Here is a 17652-nt window from a genome sequence, read left to right as displayed (position 1 = left end):
GCCGCCGTGCACCCCGCCGGAGCCGCGCCCGACCCGGCGGTCGTGGCCCGGCTGCGGGCCGTCGGCTGCGTCTTCGCCGAGGAGGAGACGGCGCTGCTCGTGTCCGCGGCCGGCGACGCCGCCGACCTGGCGCGGCTGGTCGAGCGGCGGGTGGCGGGGACGCCCCTGGAGGTGCTGCTGGGCTGGGCGGAGTTCTGCGGGCTGCGGATCACCGTCGCGCCGGGGGTCTTCGTCCCGCGCCGCCGGACCGAGCTGGTGGTCCGCGCGGCCCTGCCGTTCGCCCGCCCGGGCGCCGTCGTCGTCGACCTGTGCTGCGGTACGGGAGCGGTCGGCGCCGCGCTCGCGGCGGCCGTGCCGGGCATCCAGCTGCACGCGGCCGACCTCGACCCCGCCGCCGCGGCCTGCGCCCGGGACAATCTTCCCGGGGTGCCCGTGCACGAAGGCGACCTGTTCGACGCGCTGCCGGCGGGGCTCCGCGGCCGGGTCGCCGTCCTCACCGCGAACGTGCCCTACGTGCCGACCGGCGCCCTCGCGCTCCTCCCGCCGGAGGCCCGCGACCACGAACCGCGGACCGCCCTCGACGGCGGCGCGGACGGGCTGGCGCTCGCCCGCCGGGTCGCGGCCCGGGCGGCGGAGTGGCTGGCGCCGGGTGGGGCGCTGCTGTTCGAGTGCGGCGAGGGGCAGGCGCAGGCGGCGGTCGACGTCGTCACCCGTGGCGGCCTGCTGCCCCGGCTGGTGACCGACGAGGACCTCGGCGCGACCGTCGTCGTCGGCACGCTCCCGGACGACCTCCCGGTAACGCGGTGACGGCGTTCCCGCGGGAATGCCGTCAGGTCCTCAGCGCCGCGGCGCCGCGGCCAGCTCCCGCCACAGGTGCGCCGCCGCCTCCGCGCCGCGGTACAGCATCGGCAGCAGCACCCGCTCGTTCGGCGAGTGGATGCGGTCGGTGGGCAGGCCCGCGCCGAGGAACAGCAGCGGCGCACCGAGCGCCTCGACGATCGCCGCCTCGGGGCCGCTGCCTCCCTCGCGGGTGAAGAGCACGTCGGCCGGATCGCGGTCGAAGGCCTGGCCGATGGCGGTCAGCAGCGCGTCCATGTACGGGGAGTCCAGGTCGCTCGCGCACGGGGCGACGCCGCCCGGCGGGGTGTGCACCTCGGCCTCGATGCCGGCCGGGACGTTGGCCGCCACCCAGGCGCGCAGCCGCGGGCCGACGTCCTCCGGCCGCTGGTCGGAGACGAGCCGGAAGGTCACCTTGGCGTGCGCCTCGGCCGGGATGATCGTCTTGTGGCCGGGCCCGGTGTACCCGCCCCACATGCCGTTGACCTCCGCGGTCGGGCGGGCGCCGGTGCGCTCCAGGGTGCTGAAGCCGGCCTCGCCGTAGGTCGCGCGCGAGGCAGCCGGACCGGCCAGCCAGGCCTGCTCGTCGAAGGGCACCCGGCCCATCAGCTCGCGCTCGCGGTCCGACAGCGGCCGCACCTCGTCGTAGAAGCCGGGGATGGTCACCCGGCCCTGGTCGTCGTGCAGCTTCGCGATCAGCTCGGCCATGGCGTGCAACGGGTTGGGGACGGCGCCGCCGAACGACCCGGAGTGCAGGTCCACTGCCGGGCCGCGCAGGGTGATCTCGGCGTCGGCCAGCCCGCGCATCGCGGTCACGGCGCTGGGCACGTCGGGTGCGGCCATGCCGGTGTCGCTGACGACGACGACGTCGCAGGCGAGCCGGTCGGCCTTCTCCCGGAGCAGGGCCTCGAAGTGCGGGGACCCGGACTCCTCCTCGCCCTCGATCAGCAGCTTCACCGTGACGGCGGGGGTGTCGCGGCCGGTCGCCGCCAAGTGGGCGCGGATGCCGAGCAGGTGGAAAGCGACGTTGCCCTTGTCGTCGATCGCGCCGCGGGCGTGCAGCTCGGGGCCGTCGGGGCCTTCGACCCGGGTGGGCTCGAACGGCGGGTGCTCCCAGAGCTCCAGCGGGTCGACCGGCTGCACGTCGTGGTGGCCGTAGACCAGGGCGACCGGCGCACCGGTGTCGGCGCTGGGCCACTCGGCGAAGACGGCCGGCGCGCCGGCGGTCGGCCAGATCTCGACGGTCGGGAAGCCGACCCGGCGCAGCGCGTCGGCCAGCCAGGTGGCGCTCGCGGCGACGTCGCGGGAGTGCGCGGGGTCGGCCGAGATGGACGGGATGCGCAGCCAGGCGTCGAGGTCTGCGTGCACGTCGTCGAGGTGGTCGAGGACGAAGTCACGTTCGGCGCTGGTCACGGCGTCGACGGTAGTGCCGCCAGCGCAGCGCTCTCCGCCCGGCTAGCGTCCGGGCATGCCCGGAGAGCTGCTGCGGACCGATGTCGGCGACCTGACCTTCGACGTGCGCGTCGACGGACCCGAGGACGGCCGGCCGGTGCTGCTCCTGCACGGCTTCCCGCAGACGTCGGCGTCCTGGGCCGCGGTGACGCCGCTGCTCACCCAGGCAGGTCTGCGCACCTACGCGCCGGACCAGCTGGGCTACTCCCCCGGCGCGCGGCCCGCCGAGGTGGGGGCCTACGCCATGCAGAATCTGGCGCAGGTGACGGCGGACCTCATGACGGCGCTGGAGATCCCGGTGGCCGACGTGGTGGGCCACGACTGGGGTGCCAACGTGGCGTGGACGCTGGCCGCGTGGCACAGCGACAGGGTGCGGTCGCTGACCGCCGTGTCGGTGCCGCACCCGGCGGCGTACACCGCGGCCTTCCGGATCGACCCGGAGCAGAAGGAGCGCTCGGCCTACATCCGGCTGTTCTGGCAGCCGGGCAAGGCGGAGGAGGTGCTGCTGGCCGACGACGCGCGGCGGCTGCGCCGGATGCTGCTGGGCGCCGACGGCGAGACCGGCGTCTCCCCCGAGGCCGCGGACGAGTACGTGGCGGCGCTGTCGGCGCCGGGCGCGCTGACCGCGGCGCTGAACTGGTACCGCGCGATGAGCTCGGACATCCGCGTGGACAAGGTCGAGGTGCCCACCACCTACGTGTGGAGCGACGCCGACGTCGCGATCGGCCGCACGGCCGCGCAGGCGTGCGAGGAGTTCGTGACCGGCGACTACCGGTTCGTCGAGCTGCCCGGGATCACGCACTGGGTCCCCGAGCAGGCGCCCGAGCAGCTGGCCGCGGCGATCCTGGACCGCGTCGCCTCGTCGTAAGCGCGCTGCCGGCTCGGGTGGCCGAGGACGCCGGCGCCCGATGCGACCTGTTCGACGACCCCGTGGTCATGCGGCTGTCCTGAGTGCGCTCGCCGGCGACATGTCGACTCGTCGACGAGCCGACGTGTCGGCACCGGCTGGACCCGCCGCTCGGGAGCCGACCGCCCGGCGGAGCTGCACCCGCACGTCGTCCGCTCTCCCGGCGCGGTCGAGCGCGGACCGGTCCGGGCGGAGACGGAGGGGCCGACGCCCGCGGGCGGCCTCGCCGTCACCGTGCGCCCGGCTGAGGTCCGGTGCCCCCGGCACGTTCCCGCGGGAACGTGCCGGGGGCGTCGTGCCGTCATCCCCCGGAAGGCACCACCGGGGAAAGGACCACACCGGCATGGTCGGGACACGCGCGAACCTCGCACCACCCCTCGGCATCACGACCGGGTGTCGACGCCGGTCGGCGGCGACCCAGCGGCCTCCGGTCCGCGCCGCGCGACGATTCCTCGGCACGGCAGCCGCGGCGCTGGCCCTGGCGCTGCTGGCCGGCTGCACGGGCTCGCCGGGCGCGGAGTCCGGTAGCGCAGACGGCGGTGCCGGCGGGGGCGCGGTCGCTCCCGTGCCCGCGATCCCGGGGGATCTCGGAAGTGCGCCGGACGACCCGTTCGAGACCGATGGCGACCGGCAGGTGGTGACCACTGCCAGCGCCTCCGTGGCGGTCGAGGACCCGGCCGAGGGTGCCCAGCAGGTGAGCGAGCTGGTCGAGTCCGTCGGCGGGCGGATCGAGGAGCGCACCGAGCAGACGGCGTCGGGGGACGGCACTCGAGGGGCCGTCGCCGAGCTCGTGGTGCGGGTGCCGGCGTTCGAGCTCACCGGTGTGCTGGCCGAGCTCGAGGACCTCGGCGACGTCGCGAACGTGTCGGTGTCCCACTCCGACGTCACGACGACGGTGGTCGACCTGGACGCGCGGATCGCGGCGCTGCGAACCTCCGTGGCGCGGCTGCAGGCGCTGATGGAGGGGGCGGCCGACACCGAGGCCCTGCTGGCCGCCGAGAAGGCTCTCTCCGAGCGGCAGGAGCAGCTGGAGTCGCTGCTGTCGCGGCGCGCGCTGCTGGCCGACCGGGTGGAGCTGTCGACGCTGCGCGTGCACCTGGAGCCGTTCGGCGTGGCGCCGCCCGGTGGGCCCGACGGCTTCCTCGGCGGGCTGGGCACTGGGTGGCGGGCCCTGGCGTCGACCGCCGGTTCGGTCGCCGTCGTCCTCGGGGTCGTCCTGCCGTGGGTGGCCGTCGCCGCGCTGGTGGCCGGTGCGGTCCTCGTGCCGGTCCGCCGAGCGCGGCGGCGAGCGCCCACGGTGGCCCCGCCCCCGGCGACGCCACCCCCGGCCCCGCCCACCACGCCGCAGGGCTGATGGGTTCTCCTGCCGAGAGGAAGGACGGGTCAGCCCGTTCCGGTGATCAGCGCGAGCAGCCCGGACTCGTCGAGCAGGTCGACAGGCCGGATCGTCTCCTTGGCGGCCACGTGGTGCAAGCCGGCGCTCACCCGTTCGACCGGCACCCCGGTCAGCCGCGACCAGCCCAGCCGGTAGGCGGCCAGCTGGACACCGGCGGCGGCCAGCTCGCCGCCCGAGGGCGGTGGACCGGTCTTCCAGTCGATGACCTCGTAGCCGCCGTCCTCGCGCTGGAACACCGCGTCGATCCGGCCCCGCAGCGTGATCGGCCCCAACGGCGTCTCGAACGGCACCTCCACCTCGACGGGCTGGCGATCGGCCCACTCGCTGGCGAGGAAGGCCTCGCGCAGCTCGTCCAGGGCGTCGTCGGGCGCGGCGAGCTCGTCGCCGGAGCCGGGCAGCTCGTCGAGGTCGACCAGCCGCGCGGCGCCGAACCGCTCCTCCAGCCAGGCGTGGAAGGCGGTGCCGCGGCGGGCCTGAGGAGCGGGCGCCGCCGGCATCGGGCGGCGCAGCCGGCGGGCCAGCTCGGCCGGGTTGCGGCGGAGGGTGACCAGCGCCGACACCGACAGGTGGGAGGGCAGCGGGACGTCGACGGTCGGGCTCTCCTGCTGCGCCCGCTCGCGCAGCAGCAGGTCGGCGTCGCGCACCCACTGCCCGACGAGCTCGTCCTCCCCGCCGAGCGACCGCTCGGGCTCCAGCGGGTGCGGCGCGGCGCCCTCGACCAGCTGCGCGGCGGCGGTGAGCGCCCGCCGGCGCGGCTCGGAGAGCGGGTCGACCGGCCAGACACCGACCGGCCACTCCTCCAGCGCGGGGTTGGTCGCGCCGTCCTCGGGCGCCGGGGCCCAGTGGACGACGGTGCCGGCGCCGGCCTCGCACGCCTCCTTCGCGGTGTGCAGCAGGGACGACGGCCCGCACGGCTTCACGCCGTCACGCCACCAGCTGCCCGAGCACAGCAGCAGCCGCTTCGCCCGGGTGACGGCGACGTAGCCGAGCCGGATCTCCTCGTCCCGGCCGAAGTCCTTCCAGTCCTGGACGTACTCCTCCAGGGCGTCCCGGACCACCGCCTGGTCACCGGAGCCGGGCACCGGCAGGCGCAGCCGGGGCAGCTCCTCCCGGTCGGTGAGCCGGAGGTCGACCGGGACCGCGCCCGGGTCCTTGATCCAGGAGTCGCTGGCGTTGGTGCGCGCCGGGAACTGGTCGGCGGTCATGCCGGGCACGGCGACGACGTCCCACTCCAGCCCCTTGGCCGAGTGCCCGGTGAGCAGCTGCACCGCCTCCGGGTTGACCGCCACCTCCCCGGGCTCCAGGCCGCGTTCCCGCTCCTCCGCGTCGCGCAGGTAGCCCAGGAACGCCGGCAGCGAGGGCAGCTCGGCCAGCTCGGTGAACTCCGCCGCGACACCGTGCAGCGCATCCAGGTGGGCGCGGGCCCCGGCGGGGCTGATCCCCGGCGCGCTGGCCAGCTCGGTCTCCAGGCCCAGGGTGCGGGCCACCTCGTCGACCAGGTCGGGCAGCGACTCCCCGATCCGGCCGCGCAGGTGGGCGAGCTCGGCACCCAGCCGGCGCAGCCGCCGGTAGCCCGCGGGCGAGTACTGCGCGGCGTCGCCGAGGTCGTCGAGCGCCTCGACGATGCTGCCGCGCTCCTGCGGCACCTCGACCGCCCCGGCCTCCGCGCCCTCCGCCGGGCGGGCCGGCCGGCGCGCGTGCACGAGCGCGCGGGCGCGGGCCTCGAGGGCGGCGAGGTCGCGGGGGCCGATCCGCCAGCGGGCACCGGTGAGCAGCCGGCCCATCGCGTCACCCGCCGTCGGGTCGACCAACACGGTGAGGGTGGCGACGACGTCGGATACCTCCGGCACCTCCAGCAGGCCGCCCAGCCCCACGACCTCGACCGGCAGTCCGCGCTCGCGCAGGGCCGCCGCGATGCCGGGCAGCTGCTTGCGGGTGCGCACCAGCACGGCCATCGACGGCGGGCGGTGCTGCCCGTCCTTCGCCGGGACGGCGGGGTCCGCGCCGTCCCAGCAGGCGGCCAGCCGGTCGGCCAGGGCCGCGGTCTCCTCGGCGACGGTCTCGTACAGCCCGACGGTGACCGAGCCGCGGCCGGCGGTGGGCGCCGGGGCGAGGTCGGGCAGCGGCTGGGCCGGCTCGGGCAGCATCGCCGAGACGGCGTTGGCCACCGCCAGCACCGCCTCGTCGTTGCGCCAGCTGGTGGCCAGCGTCAACCGCTGCGCGGCGCGGCCCGGACGCCCGGGGAAGGTGCGGGCGAAGCGCTCGATGGTGCCGGCCGAGGCCCCGCGCCACCCGTAGATGGACTGCCGGGGATCACCGACGGCGAGCACCGGGTGGCCGCTCGCCCCGCCGAAGAGCGCCTCCAGCATGCGCAGCTGCCCGACGCTGGTGTCCTGGTACTCGTCGAGGAGCACCACCTTCCAGCGGGCGCGCTCGCGCCGGCCGACCTCGGGCGCGGCGACGGCGATGCGCGCGGCGTGGGCCACCTGGTCGGCGTAGTCGATGGAGCCCAGGGCACGCTTGCGCGCCTCGAACGCCTCGACCAGCGGCAGCAGCGCCACGCGGGCCTTCTGCCGGGCGAGCATCTCGGCGACCGCGGCGTAGGGCCCCTTCTTCCTCGGGGCGTCCGCGTAGCCGGCGATCTGCGCCTCCAGCCGCGCCGTCCAGGTGCGCAGGGCCGCGGGGGTCACGTCGTGCTCGCCCATCTCCGCGGCCAGCGCCAGCACGTCCTCGACGGTGGTGAGCAGGGTGAGCGGGACGTCGGCCATGTCGCCGGTCCAGGCCGCGACGACGGTCGCCGCCTGCCCCCAGCACATCGCCGGGCCGAGCACCCCGGCGCCGGGCTCCACCCCGATCCGCAGGCCGTGCTCGGCGACCAGCGCGGCGGCGTAACCGTGGTAGGTCGAGACCGTGGGCTGCGCGATCGCCAGCCGTTCGCGCAGGTCGTCCTCGGTCTCCGGGTGGCGGGCGAGGGCCCCGAGCCGCAGCCGGATGCGCTCGTTGAGCTCGCTGGCGGCCTTGCGCGTGAAGGTCAGCCCGAGGATCGCCTCGGGCTCGACGATCCGGTTGGCCACCAGGTAGGAGACCCGGGCGGCCATGGTTTCGGTCTTGCCCGACCCGGCCCCGGCGACGACCACCAGCGGCCGGTCCGCGGGTGCGGAGACGACGCCGGCCTGCTCGTCGGACGGGGCGTAGGACAGCCCGCACCGCGCCGCGACCTCGGCGGGCGTGAGCAGCCGGCGGGGCTCAGGTTCCGCTGCGGGGACCTCCGCCAGCAGGTCCTCGAAGGACAGTTGAAGGACCCCGTCCTCCTCCCCGCTCGCAGGCTCGCGGCGAGCCTCTGGACGGGGCCGCTCACGCCTCGGGGTCACCCGGTCACCTGCCGGCCGGGCTCCTGCAGCGGGCAGCTGCGCCGCGCCGGGCAGCGCGAGCAATGCGAACCGGTGCGCACCTCGAAGGTCGCCGCGCCCATGCCGGTGCCCACCTCCGCGACGAGCTCCCCGGCCCACGTGCCCTCGAGGGGCACGTCGGCAGGCAGCGGCTCCTGGTGCTGTTCCTTGGCCTTGACGCCGGTGCCGACCTGCAGCAGCGCGGCCCCTCCGGGGGCGGTGCCGTGCTCCTCGAAGGCCCCGGCCGCGACCGCCACCTGGTAGGCCGCGAGCTGTCCGTGCTCCTCGGTGTTCTTCGCCGCGCTCTTCCCGGTCTTCAGGTCCACGACCACGAGCCGCCCCTCGGCGTCGCGCTCGAGCCGGTCGACCTGACCGCGGATGCGGGCCCGCCCCACGACCACGTCGAAGTCGACCTCCGCGCCGACCAGCTCCCGCGGGTTGGCGGCGTGCCAGCGCAGGAAGCGGTCGAGCATGTCGTGGGCGTGCACCCGCTGCCGCTGGTCGGCCCAGCCGGGCCCCAGGTCGAGCTGGTCGAGCTCGGCGTCGAGCACGGTGCGCGCGTCGGGCGCGGACAGCCCCTCGGCCACCTGCTGCGCGACGGCGTGGACGGCCGAACCCACGGTGCGGGTGGCGTCGGGCGAGGCCTCGGCGCCGACCGCGCCGAGCACCCACCGCAGGGGGCAGCGCTGGAAGGTCTCGATCGCCGACGGGCGCACCCGCACCGGCAGCTCCTCGTCGACCAGCGGCGCGTCGTCGGAGAGCGGTGCGAGCCCCCACCAGCGGGCTGGTGCCGCACCGGGCACGCCCTCGTCGGCGAGCCGGCGCAGCAGCGCCGCGGCGGCGGAGCGCCGGGCCGGCGGGGTGTGCGGGTCGGTGACCGCCCGGCGCAGCTCGGCGACGAGCGCGGGCAGGGTGAGCGCCCGGGGCAGCTCGGTGAGCGGACGCCCGTCGGGCGGCGGCGGGGACACCAGGTCGAGGAACCGGGACGCCGACGCACCGGCGTCGGCCCCGTCGAGGGCGCCTTCGACGGCGGTCACCACCAGCCGTCGCCGGGCCCGGGTGCAGGCGACATAGAACAGCCGCCGCTCCTCGGCCAGGGCCAGGGCGCGCCGGTCGGTCGAGGCGCCGTCGATGCCGGCCGCCATCTCCACCAGCAGCTCGGCGCCCAGCAGCGACGCGCGCTCCCGCAGGTCCGGCCACAGTCCCTCCTGCACCCCCGATACGCAGACCAGGTCCCACTCCAGGCCCTTGGCGGCGTGGGCGGTGAGCAGCCGGACCGTCTCGCCGGCGACCGCCCGCGCGGCGCCGGTGTCGCCGGGGAGCTCCTGCGCGGAGAGGTGCTCGACGAACGCCCGCACGTCGGCGGACGGCAGCCGGTCGACGAAGCCGGCGGCGGCGTCGAACAGGGCCACGACCGCGTCGAGGTCGCGGTCGGCCACCGCCCCCGACGGGCCGCCGGCGGCGCTGGCCCGTGCCCAGCGCGTGGCCAGGCCGCTGCGCTGCCACATGGCCCACAGCACGTCCTCCGCGGTGCCGTCCTGGGCGAGCGCGAACCGGCCGGCGTCCAGCACGGCCGCCACCCGGATCGCCGGACGGGCGACGTGCTCGGGCAGCGCCTCCAGCAGCGCCGCGTCGGTGAGCGCGGCAGCGAGCGGGGCGCCGCGCTCCGCGGCGTCCAGCCCCTGCTTGGCCAGCGCGGCGCGCACGGCCCGGCGGAGCCGCCGCAGGTCCAGCACGGTGGCCCCGCCCAGGGGCGAGGACAGCAGCGCCTCGGCGCCCGGTTCGTCCAGACCGGCGGGCTCCCCGTCCGGGCCGGGCAGCAGCGCCGCCAGCACCCGCAGGAACGGGGCGACGGCGGGCTGGGCGGCCAGCGGGAGCTCGTCGGTGGAGACGGCGACCGGCACCCCGGCCGAGGCCAGGGCGCGCCGGAACGGCCCGAGCACCGCCGCGGTGCGCACGACGACGGCCATCTCCGACCACGGGACGCCGTCGAGCAGGTGCGCGCGGCGCAGCACGTCGGAGACGTAGGCGGCCTCGACCGCGGCCGAACCGAAGACGTGCACCTCCGCCTCGCCCGGCGGGATCCCCTCCCCCGCCGCCAGCCGGCGGTGCTCCCAGGGACCGGGCAGCCCCTCCGCCACCTGGCGGCTGATCCGCAGCAGCTCCGCGCCCGATCGGCGACACACCCCCAGCGACACCCGCCCGGCGGCGCGCCCGCCGGTGTGCCGGAACCGCTCGGGGAACTCGACGATGCCCCGCGGCTCGGCGCCGCGGAACGCGTAGATGGACTGGTCGGGGTCACCGACGGCGACCAGGTTCCCCCCGCCCCCGGCCAGCAGCTCCAGTAGCTCGACCTGCGCCGGGTCGGTGTCCTGGTACTCGTCGACGAACAGCCAGCGGGCGCGCTCGCGCTCCTGGCGGAGCAGCTCGGGGTCACCGGTCAGCTCGAGGATCGCCTGCCGGACCAGCTCCGCGGGGTCGTAGCCGGAGGCGTCGCCCCGGGACGCCACCCAGAAGTCGCTGACGTTCTCGTACTGCTGCTGGAACGCGGCCGCGTGCACCCAGTGCTCGCGACCGGTCTCCCGGCCCCAGGCGGCCAGGCGCTCGGCGTCGACCCCCCGCTCGGTCGCCCGCAGCAGCAGCTCCCGCAACTCCGACCGGAAGCCCTCGGTGCCCAGCGCGGGGGCGAGGTCGTCGGGCCACCGGACGGTGCCCTCACCCTCGGCGTCACCCCGCAGCAGCTCGGCGACGACGGCGTCCTGCTCGGCGGAGGTGAGCAGCCGGGGCGGCGGATCCCCCCGCAGCACGGCGGCGCGCCGGAGCACGCCGTAGGCGTAGGAGTGGAAGGTGCGCGCCAGCGGCTCGCGGATGGTGCGGGCGACCCGGGACGTGATCCGGGTGCGCAGCTCGGCGGCGGCCTTGCGGCTGAAGGTCAGGACGAGGATCTGCTCGGGGTCGACGCCGGCGTCGATGCGCGTCGCGACGGCCTCGACGATCGTCGTCGTCTTGCCCGTGCCGGGGCCGGCGAGCACCAGCAGCGGCCCGCCCGGGTGGTCGACGACCGCCTGCTGGGTGGGATCGAGCAGCGGCGCGGTGGAGCGCGGCGGCTCCCCCGGCAGCAACCGGTAGACCGGACCGCCCTCACCCCCGCGCTGTGCCACTCCTCGATGGAAGCACGGGGGTACGACGATCCGGGGACGGGCGGGGTGGATGGAGCGGGTGGGTCAGGCCAGGGAGTCCAGCAACGACTGCTCGAGCATCAGGTCGGCCGCGGTGGTCAACCAGCCGGCCACCAGGAGCAGCGGGAATGCCTGCTCCCGGTCCAGCGACGCGGTTCCGGCGACCAATCCGGCCTGGGCCACTGCCCTGCACGCCATGGTGTTCATGCCCATGTCGTCGGCAGCCGGGGACCGGAACTGGAGTCATCCGCCGGTGAGGTTCCACGGTTCGGCGGCGATCCGGTCGGCCTCCGACCGGGAGAGGGTCTCCGCGGCCACCAGCCGGTCGAGCACGTGGGCCTGCCGGGCGGCCGCGCGCTCGGGGTACACGAAGGGGTCGTAGGCGCTGGGACCCTGCACCAGCCCGACGAGCACGGTGGCCTGCGCCCAGTCGAGCTCGTCGGGGGCCAGCCCGAAGTAGCCCTCGGCCGCCGCCTGCACCCCGTAGAACCCGTGGCCGAAGTACACGGCGTCCAGGTACATGCGGAGGATCTGGTCGTCGGTCCAGGTCTGGTCGATCTTGACGGCCAGCACCAGCGATCGCGCCCTGGCCGGCGTGTCCGTGGCGCCGTCCTCGTAGAGCACCCGGGCCAGCTGGTGCTGCAGGGTCGAGCCGCCCAGGTCGCGCCCGACGACCAGCCCGAGCGGCGCCCGCAGCGCGCCGCGCCAGTCGATCCCGGGGTGCGAGCCGAACCGGCTGTCCTCGGTGGCCAGCAGCGCCGCGGCGATGCGCGGTGGCACCTCCCCGGTCGTCGGAGTGCCGCCGTGCTCCGCCAGCCGTTCGGCCACCCGCTCCTGGGCGTCGACCACGTCGGGGGTCACCGCCCAGCCGACGGCGAACGCCGCGCAGAGCAGGACGAGCACGCCGGCCACCAGGCGGACGCAGGCCCGCCGGATGCGGGCGCCGCGGGACCGCACGGGTCGGGACCGCGCCGGAGCGTGAGGAAGGGGCTGCTGCCGGGCCGGGGACGTCACCGGGTCAGCTCACCGTGCGGCCCGGTCGGCGCGCATCGCCCCGGAGGGCGATCCGGCACCGGTCCGCGATCATCCCGAGGGAGGACACCGCCGGCTCCCCGGTCGGGCCAGCCGACGGCCGCCAGGTCCACCTTCCCGTTGCGCACCGGAACCCCCTCGCCGGCCAGCAGCTCCAGCTGGCGGGCGCGCACCGGCTCGGCGGCCGAGCCGTCGGCGCGCACCACGCGGTACCAAGGCACTGCGCCCCCGCCGGAGCTCAGCGCCCGCGCCACCCTGCGCGGCCCGACGCCCACCAGCCGGCCGATGGCGCCGTAGGTGCTCACCCGCCCGGGCGGGATCCGCTCCACCTCGTCGAAGACGGCCTCGTCGACGTCGAGCGCGGCATCGGTCACGCGCCCATCGTGGTACGCCGGGCGGCGGGTCAGAAGTCCTTTCGCCCGAAGCGGGCCAGCAGCCTGGTCTGCGGCGGCGCCGCCGGGGAGACGTCCAGCGACGGGTCGAACAGCCCGGGCACCCCGTCCTCGGGGAGACGTTCGGCGTAGACCAGCGCGGCGGTCACCAGCTCGCCGTCCAGCTCGGTGTCGCCGCCCGTGGCCCGGGCGAGGTCCCAGGCGTGCACGGTCAGATCGGTGGTCATCTCGAAGATGTACTCGGTGGTCGGCGTCGGGCCCCGCGACAGGTGCACGGTGCGGACGAGGCCCTCGTCCTCGGCGAACGCCGACAGCGCGCCGTCGGCCGCGGACTCCCAGCCCAGCAGCGGATCGTCGCCCAGGAGGTCGGTGGTGTCGTCGGGGAACCGGCCCTCGATCACGTCGTAGGGCTCACCGGCGAGCAGCGGGGGCACCCACAGCGCCTCGTTCACCAGGTGCGCCACCAGGTCGGCGACCGTCCACCCGGGCAGCGACTCGTCCTCCCACTGGTCCGGCGCCACGGCGTCGACCCGGTCGGTGAACTGGTTCTGGGCGCGTTGGAAGAGCTCCAGGAGCTCCACGGGCGAGAAGTCGGCCATGGCGCCAGTCCAACATGCCGAGGGCCCGGCCCGCCTCCCCTGGTGGGAAGCGGACCGGGCCCCGGTGAGCTGCTGGAACGGCCCTGTCCCAAGGTCCCGCGGCGCGCGAAGCGTGTCGCGGGGAGGGACAGGGTCCTCTCAGTAGGTGGGCAGCGCCTTGTCGATGCGGGTGGCCCACGCCGTCACGCCGCCCTGGACGTGCACGGCGTCCTTGAAGCCGGCGTTCTTGACCGCGGCGAGCGCCTCGGCCGAGCGCACGCCGGTCTTGCAGTGCAGCACGATCGGCTTGTCCTGCGGCAGCTGCGCCAGGGCACGGCCGGAGAGGATCTCGTCCTTGGGGATCAGCGTGGCGCCGGGGATCGAGACGATCTCGTACTCGTTGGGCTCCCGGACGTCGATCAGCTCGAACTCCTTGCCGGCGTCCATCATGTCCTTGAGCTCGTCGACGGTGATCGTCGAACCCGCGGCAGCCTCCTGGGCCTCCTCGGAGACGACGCCGCAGAACGCCTCGTAGTCGATGAGCTCCGTGATCGGCTCGCCCTCGGGGTCCTTGCGGACCTTGATCTCGCGGAAGGTCATCTCCAGGGCGTCGTAGACCATGAGCCGGCCGAGCAGCGTCTCGCCGATGCCGGTGATGAGCTTGACCGCCTCGGTCGCCTGGATCGCGCCGATGGTCGCGCACAGCACGCCGAGCACGCCACCCTCGGCGCAGCTGGGGACCATGCCGGGCGGCGGCGGCACGGGGTAGAGGTCGCGGTAGTTGGGGCCGTGCTCGTTCCAGAAGACCGAGACCTGGCCGTCGAACCGGTAGATCGAGCCCCACACGTAGGGCTTGTTCAGCAGCACGCACGCGTCGTTGACCAGGTAGCGCGTGGCGAAGTTGTCGGTGCCGTCGACGATCAGGTCGTACTGGCCGAAGATGTCGAGGACGTTGTCGCTGTCCAGCCGCGTCTCGTGCAGCCGGACGTCGATCAGCGGGTTGATCTCCTTGATGGAGTCCCGCGCGCTCTCGGCCTTCGACCGCCCGACGTCGGACTGCCCGTGGATGATCTGACGCTGCAGGTTGGACTCGTCGACGGTGTCGAACTCGACGATGCCGAGCGTGCCGACCCCGGCCGCGGCCAGGTACATCAGCACCGGCGAGCCCAGACCCCCGGCACCCACGGCCAGGACCTTGGCGTTCTTCAGGCGCTTCTGACCGTCCATGCCGACGTCGGGGATGATCAGGTGGCGGCTGTAGCGGCGGACCTCGTCGATCGACAGGTCGGCGGCCGGCTCCACCAGCGGTGGCAGGGACACGCTTGCTCCTTCACGTCGCGGACACGGCCCCACGGGCCGGTAGTCGTTGGCGACAACAGCGTGGCATGCCCGCCTAATCCCGCCGGCCCCGGAGGTCGGCGATCCCGGCATCTCAGGGGAAGGGCCAGGCGTTCGGGACGCACCCCTGCAGCCCGAGGGTCTGCTGCTGCATGACCGGGGCGAGCTGCCCGGGCCCGGGGCACTGCACGTGCCCGTTCCCGAGGACGTGCCCGACCTCGTGGTTGACCACGTACCGCCGGTAGGTGGCGATGTCGTCCCCGTAGTGCGGGACGGCGGTCGCCCACCGGGCGAGGTTGATCACCGCGCGGTCGCCGTACCGGCAGGAGGTGTAACCGCCGGTGCCCACGCCCGGGCAGTAGGTCTCCATGCTGCCGGGGCTGACCAGGCTCACCCGGAAGTCGAACGCCGCGCCCTCGCCCACCCGCTGGAAGGAGTAGCGCCCACCGTTGCCCCAGGACCGCGGGTCGCCGAGCGTCTCCGTGACGGCGTCCGCGAACGCCGCGCCGTCCACGCCGATGCCGTCCTCAACCTCGACGATGAACCGCTGCAGCGGACCGGTGCCGTACACCTCCGAGCCGCCGCCGACCAGCGAGAGGCTGCCCGCCCCCTGCTGCACGTACTCCTCCGCCACCGCTTCCGGCGGGGCGGTCTCCGACGGGCCGGCATCCCCCTCGGCGGGGGCCACCGGCTCGGCCGGTGGAGAGGGCGCCGGGGCGGAGGTCTCGACCGCCGGGGCCGAGGTGGTCACCGCGGCGGGGGCGGCGGGCGTCGCGCCCGGAGGGCGCAGCGCGAGGTCGACGAGGACGGCGACCGTGGCGAGCGCCAGGAAGGGGATCGCGTAGGCCCGCCAGCCGTGGCGCCGCACGAACCGGCGCAGCCGACCCCGGGGGCCGGCGGTCGGCCTCGGCCGACCGCGGGCGGGGGGCGGGCCGGGGCGGGCCACGGGTCGGCCGTCGGTCAGACGTCCTCCCACCGGTCGCCTCCCCGCTCGCTCGCTCCGTCCCCCGGTGCGTTCAGCGTCTCACGCTACGTGGCGCGTCGGCGACAGCCGGCGGGTCCGCCACGCCCGGCCCCGCGGTTCGGCCCTCCACCATCCCGAGCACCGCTCGCGCCGTCGGCTCCGCGGCCTCCAGCATGGCCACGTGCCCGACGTCGTCGAGGAGCAGGAGCCGACCGTCCGGCACGGTCGCGGCCAGGCGCGGCGCGAGGGCGGGATCGACCAGCCGGTCGCGCCCGCCCCAGATCACCAGGACCGGCATCCGCAGCCCCCGGGCCGCCCGCCAGGCGTTGGCCGGGCCGAGCCTCAGGTAGGAGGTGATCAGCCCGCGCATGCTCCGGGCCAGGGCCCGGTCCGCCCAGGGCTGCTGGGCCCGTTCGTGCATCTCCTGGACCGCCTGCTCCACGCGCTCGGGCGGCACGGCATGCGGGTTCCCGAAGCACATCCGCACCATCGACCGGACGCTCTCCTCCGGGGAGACAGCGGCCAGCCGGCGCTCCGCGAGGGTCGGCACGCCGGGGACGAGCAGGAGCAGCAGCGCCCGGCTGAACGCCGGCGGCACCCGGTAGACGGGCATGGCCGGGGAGACCAGCGTCAGCGTCGCCACGAGGTCGGGGCGCAGCGCCGCGACGAGCAAGCTCACCAGGCCGCCGAGGGAGTTGCCCACCAGGTGCACCGGATCCCCGGCGCCCGCGCCCGGCTGGGCCGCGACGTGCTCGAGGACGTCGACGACGGCGCGCACGTGGCTGCGGATGGAGTACCGCCCGCGCGCCGGGGGCCGTGACCGGCCGAACCCGGGCAGGTCCACCGCCCAGCCGTCGAACCGCACCGCGAGCAGGGCCGCGAGGTCGGTCCAGTTCGTGGAGGCGCCGCCCAGACCGTGGACGTACAGCGCCCGCTCCCCGGGCGCGCCCGCCGGCGGCCCGTCCCCGACGGGACCCCGCCACGGCGTGCGCCGCACGAACACCGCCCCGCCGCGTACCGGCACCTCCTCGCCCAGCCACGGCGGCACCGCGACCTCCAGCGCCGGTAGCGGGGTGGTGGAGAGCGGGGCCTCGGACATCACCGGCGACGGTAACGCTGAGTGCCGTCGGTCGATCACTCCGGCAGCCCGCCGGTACCATCCCCCTCGCCATGCAGCCCTCACGCCCCGCCGCGGCCAACCGGCGCACGTCCCGACTGCCGCGCGGCGCGCGCCGTCTCCAGCTGCTGCGCGCGGCCCAGGAGGTCTTCGTCGCCCACGGCTTCCACGCGGCGGCCATGGACGACATCGCCGTCCGGGCCGGAGTCAGCAAGCCGGTGCTCTACCAGCACTTCCCGGGCAAGCGGGAGCTCTACCTGGCGCTGCTGGAGGAGCACGTCTCCGAGCTGGCCGACCGCGTGGGCGAGGCGATGGGCCGCACCGCCGACAACCGGGCCCGGGTCGACGCCGCCGTCGGCGCCTACTTCGACTTCATCGACGCCGACGGCGAGGCCTTCCGCCTGGTCTTCGAGTCCGACCTGCGCAACGACGACGACGTCCGCGCCGTCGTCGACCGCGGTACGGCGGTGTGCGTCGAGGCCATCGCGGGCGTCATCGCCGCCGACACCGGAGCCGACCCGGAGCGTGCGCTGCTGCTGGCCTCGGGGCTGTCGGGGCTGGCCGAGAGCAGCGCCCGCTGGTGGCTACCGCGGAAGGGCACCGTCTCCCGCGACGAGGCGGTCTCGCTGATGTCCGCGCTGGCCTGGCGGGGCATCTCCGGCTTCCCCCGCGTCGACGGCGAGCCGGCCCAGGGCTGAGCGGCGGCGTTCGCTGACGGCGCACGGGTTCGGACGGTGCCCGCGACGACGGCTGGACTAGCGTTGGCCTCAGTCGCGCGAACCGAGGAGGCATCGCCCACGTGGAAGTCAAGATCGGCGTCCAGCACTCGCCCCGGGAGCTGGTCATCGACAGCCCCAAGACCCCTGATGAGATCGCGGCCGAGGTGGCCAAGGCCATGTCGGGCTCGACGAAGGACGGCCTGCTCACCCTGGTCGACGAGCGGGGGCGCCAGGTCCTGGTCCCCGTCGACCGGATCGCCTACGTGGAGATCGCGCAGGCCGACCAGCGCCGCGTGGGCTTCATCGCCGGCACCGGCAGCTGACCGCAGCCGGCCACGAGCAGCACCTGAGC

Annotated in this window: 15 protein-coding genes; 5 read left to right on the top strand and 10 right to left on the bottom strand. The window is 75.8% G+C overall.

Annotation, left to right across the window (positions count from 1 at the left end):
• Positions 1 to 6 precede the first annotated feature (6 nt).
• Positions 7 to 807, top strand: a complete 801-nt coding sequence (locus tag ACI8AG_RS11285) for a putative protein N(5)-glutamine methyltransferase (RefSeq protein ID WP_456597119.1) — start codon at positions 7 to 9, stop codon at positions 805 to 807.
• 30 nt (positions 808 to 837) lie between these two features.
• On the opposite strand, the gene ACI8AG_RS11280 is transcribed toward ACI8AG_RS11285, so the two are convergent.
• On the bottom strand, positions 838 to 2250 hold the full coding sequence (locus tag ACI8AG_RS11280) for a M20/M25/M40 family metallo-hydrolase (RefSeq protein ID WP_456597118.1): 1413 nt from the start codon (positions 2248 to 2250) through the stop codon (positions 838 to 840).
• A gap of 55 nt (positions 2251 to 2305) precedes the next feature.
• On the opposite strand from ACI8AG_RS11280, the gene ACI8AG_RS11275 reads away from it, so the two are divergent.
• Both ACI8AG_RS11275 and ACI8AG_RS11270 read left to right on the top strand, forming a co-directional pair.
• Entirely contained in the window at positions 2306 to 3157 is an 852-nt protein-coding gene (locus tag ACI8AG_RS11275; protein WP_456597117.1) for an alpha/beta fold hydrolase, read from the top strand.
• 382 nt (positions 3158 to 3539) lie between these two features.
• Positions 3540 to 4550 carry a DUF4349 domain-containing protein gene (locus tag ACI8AG_RS11270; RefSeq protein WP_456597116.1) on the top strand — a complete coding sequence of 337 codons (1011 nt, stop codon included), beginning with the start codon at positions 3540 to 3542 and terminating at the stop codon, positions 4548 to 4550.
• Positions 4551 to 4579: 29 nt separating this feature from the next.
• Here the strand turns inward: ACI8AG_RS11270 and ACI8AG_RS11265 are convergent, their stop codons facing one another.
• From ACI8AG_RS11265 to ACI8AG_RS11225, 9 genes are all read right to left on the bottom strand, one after another.
• Entirely contained in the window at positions 4580 to 7963 is a 3384-nt protein-coding gene (locus ACI8AG_RS11265) for an ATP-dependent helicase (protein WP_456597115.1), read from the bottom strand.
• Positions 7960 to 11142: an ATP-dependent helicase gene (locus ACI8AG_RS11260; RefSeq protein ID WP_456597114.1), complete on the bottom strand. Its 3183-nt coding sequence runs from the start codon at positions 11140 to 11142 to the stop codon at positions 7960 to 7962. The genes ACI8AG_RS11265 and ACI8AG_RS11260 overlap by 4 nt, the downstream gene beginning before the upstream one ends.
• A 63-nt stretch (positions 11143 to 11205) precedes the next feature.
• Positions 11206 to 11367, bottom strand: a complete 162-nt coding sequence (locus tag ACI8AG_RS11255) for a hypothetical protein (RefSeq protein ID WP_456589894.1) — start codon at positions 11365 to 11367, stop codon at positions 11206 to 11208.
• A gap of 36 nt (positions 11368 to 11403) precedes the next feature.
• A complete protein-coding gene (locus ACI8AG_RS11250; protein ID WP_456597113.1) occupies positions 11404 to 12117 on the bottom strand; it encodes a transglycosylase domain-containing protein in 714 nt (237 codons plus the stop codon).
• A gap of 53 nt (positions 12118 to 12170) precedes the next feature.
• Positions 12171 to 12566 (bottom strand): MGMT family protein, encoded by a 396-nt coding sequence (locus tag ACI8AG_RS11245; RefSeq protein ID WP_456589896.1) that lies wholly within the window; start codon positions 12564 to 12566, stop codon positions 12171 to 12173.
• Positions 12567 to 12595: 29 nt separating this feature from the next.
• On the bottom strand, positions 12596 to 13183 hold the full coding sequence (locus ACI8AG_RS11240) for a TIGR03086 family metal-binding protein (protein WP_456597112.1): 588 nt from the start codon (positions 13181 to 13183) through the stop codon (positions 12596 to 12598).
• A 138-nt stretch (positions 13184 to 13321) separates the two neighbouring features.
• The gene (moeZ, locus tag ACI8AG_RS11235) at positions 13322 to 14482 is read right to left on the bottom strand and encodes an adenylyltransferase/sulfurtransferase MoeZ (protein ID WP_456589898.1); all 1161 of its coding nucleotides are present in this window, start codon (positions 14480 to 14482) and stop codon (positions 13322 to 13324) included.
• 112 nt (positions 14483 to 14594) lie between these two features.
• Complete coding sequence (locus tag ACI8AG_RS11230) at positions 14595 to 15368, bottom strand: DUF3152 domain-containing protein (protein ID WP_456597111.1); 774 nt, start codon at positions 15366 to 15368, stop codon at positions 14595 to 14597.
• Between the two features lie 148 nt (positions 15369 to 15516).
• Positions 15517 to 16563, bottom strand: coding sequence for an alpha/beta fold hydrolase (locus ACI8AG_RS11225; RefSeq protein ID WP_456597110.1), 1047 nt, complete (start codon positions 16561 to 16563; stop codon positions 15517 to 15519).
• A 71-nt stretch (positions 16564 to 16634) separates the two neighbouring features.
• Here ACI8AG_RS11225 and ACI8AG_RS11220 point away from each other — a divergent pair, with 71 nt between their 5' ends.
• Positions 16635 to 17279 (top strand): TetR/AcrR family transcriptional regulator, encoded by a 645-nt coding sequence (locus tag ACI8AG_RS11220; RefSeq protein ID WP_456589902.1) that lies wholly within the window; start codon positions 16635 to 16637, stop codon positions 17277 to 17279.
• A gap of 101 nt (positions 17280 to 17380) precedes the next feature.
• Positions 17381 to 17623 (top strand): DUF3107 domain-containing protein, encoded by a 243-nt coding sequence (locus tag ACI8AG_RS11215; protein WP_346619940.1) that lies wholly within the window; start codon positions 17381 to 17383, stop codon positions 17621 to 17623.
• Positions 17624 to 17652 lie beyond the last annotated feature (29 nt).

The organism is Blastococcus sp. SYSU DS0552, from assembly GCF_054050815.1.
The sequence above is the reverse complement of the archived record's forward strand: the minus strand, read 5'-3'. Positions and strand labels throughout refer to the sequence as shown.

What these genes read in the sequence shown, in the direction of transcription:
- ACI8AG_RS11275 (WP_456597117.1), top strand. Translation starts at nt 2,306, where the DNA reads ATGCCCGGAGAGCTGCTGCGGACCGATGTCGGCGACCTGACCTTCGAC.
- ACI8AG_RS11270 (WP_456597116.1), top strand. Translation starts at nt 3,540, where the DNA reads ATGGTCGGGACACGCGCGAACCTCGCACCACCCCTCGGCATCACGACC.
- ACI8AG_RS11255 (WP_456589894.1), bottom strand. Translation starts at nt 11,367, where the DNA reads ATGAACACCATGGCGTGCAGGGCAGTGGCCCAGGCCGGATTGGTCGCC.
- ACI8AG_RS11240 (WP_456597112.1), bottom strand. Translation starts at nt 13,183, where the DNA reads ATGGCCGACTTCTCGCCCGTGGAGCTCCTGGAGCTCTTCCAACGCGCC.
- ACI8AG_RS11225 (WP_456597110.1), bottom strand. Translation starts at nt 16,563, where the DNA reads ATGTCCGAGGCCCCGCTCTCCACCACCCCGCTACCGGCGCTGGAGGTC.
- ACI8AG_RS11220 (WP_456589902.1), top strand. Translation starts at nt 16,635, where the DNA reads ATGCAGCCCTCACGCCCCGCCGCGGCCAACCGGCGCACGTCCCGACTG.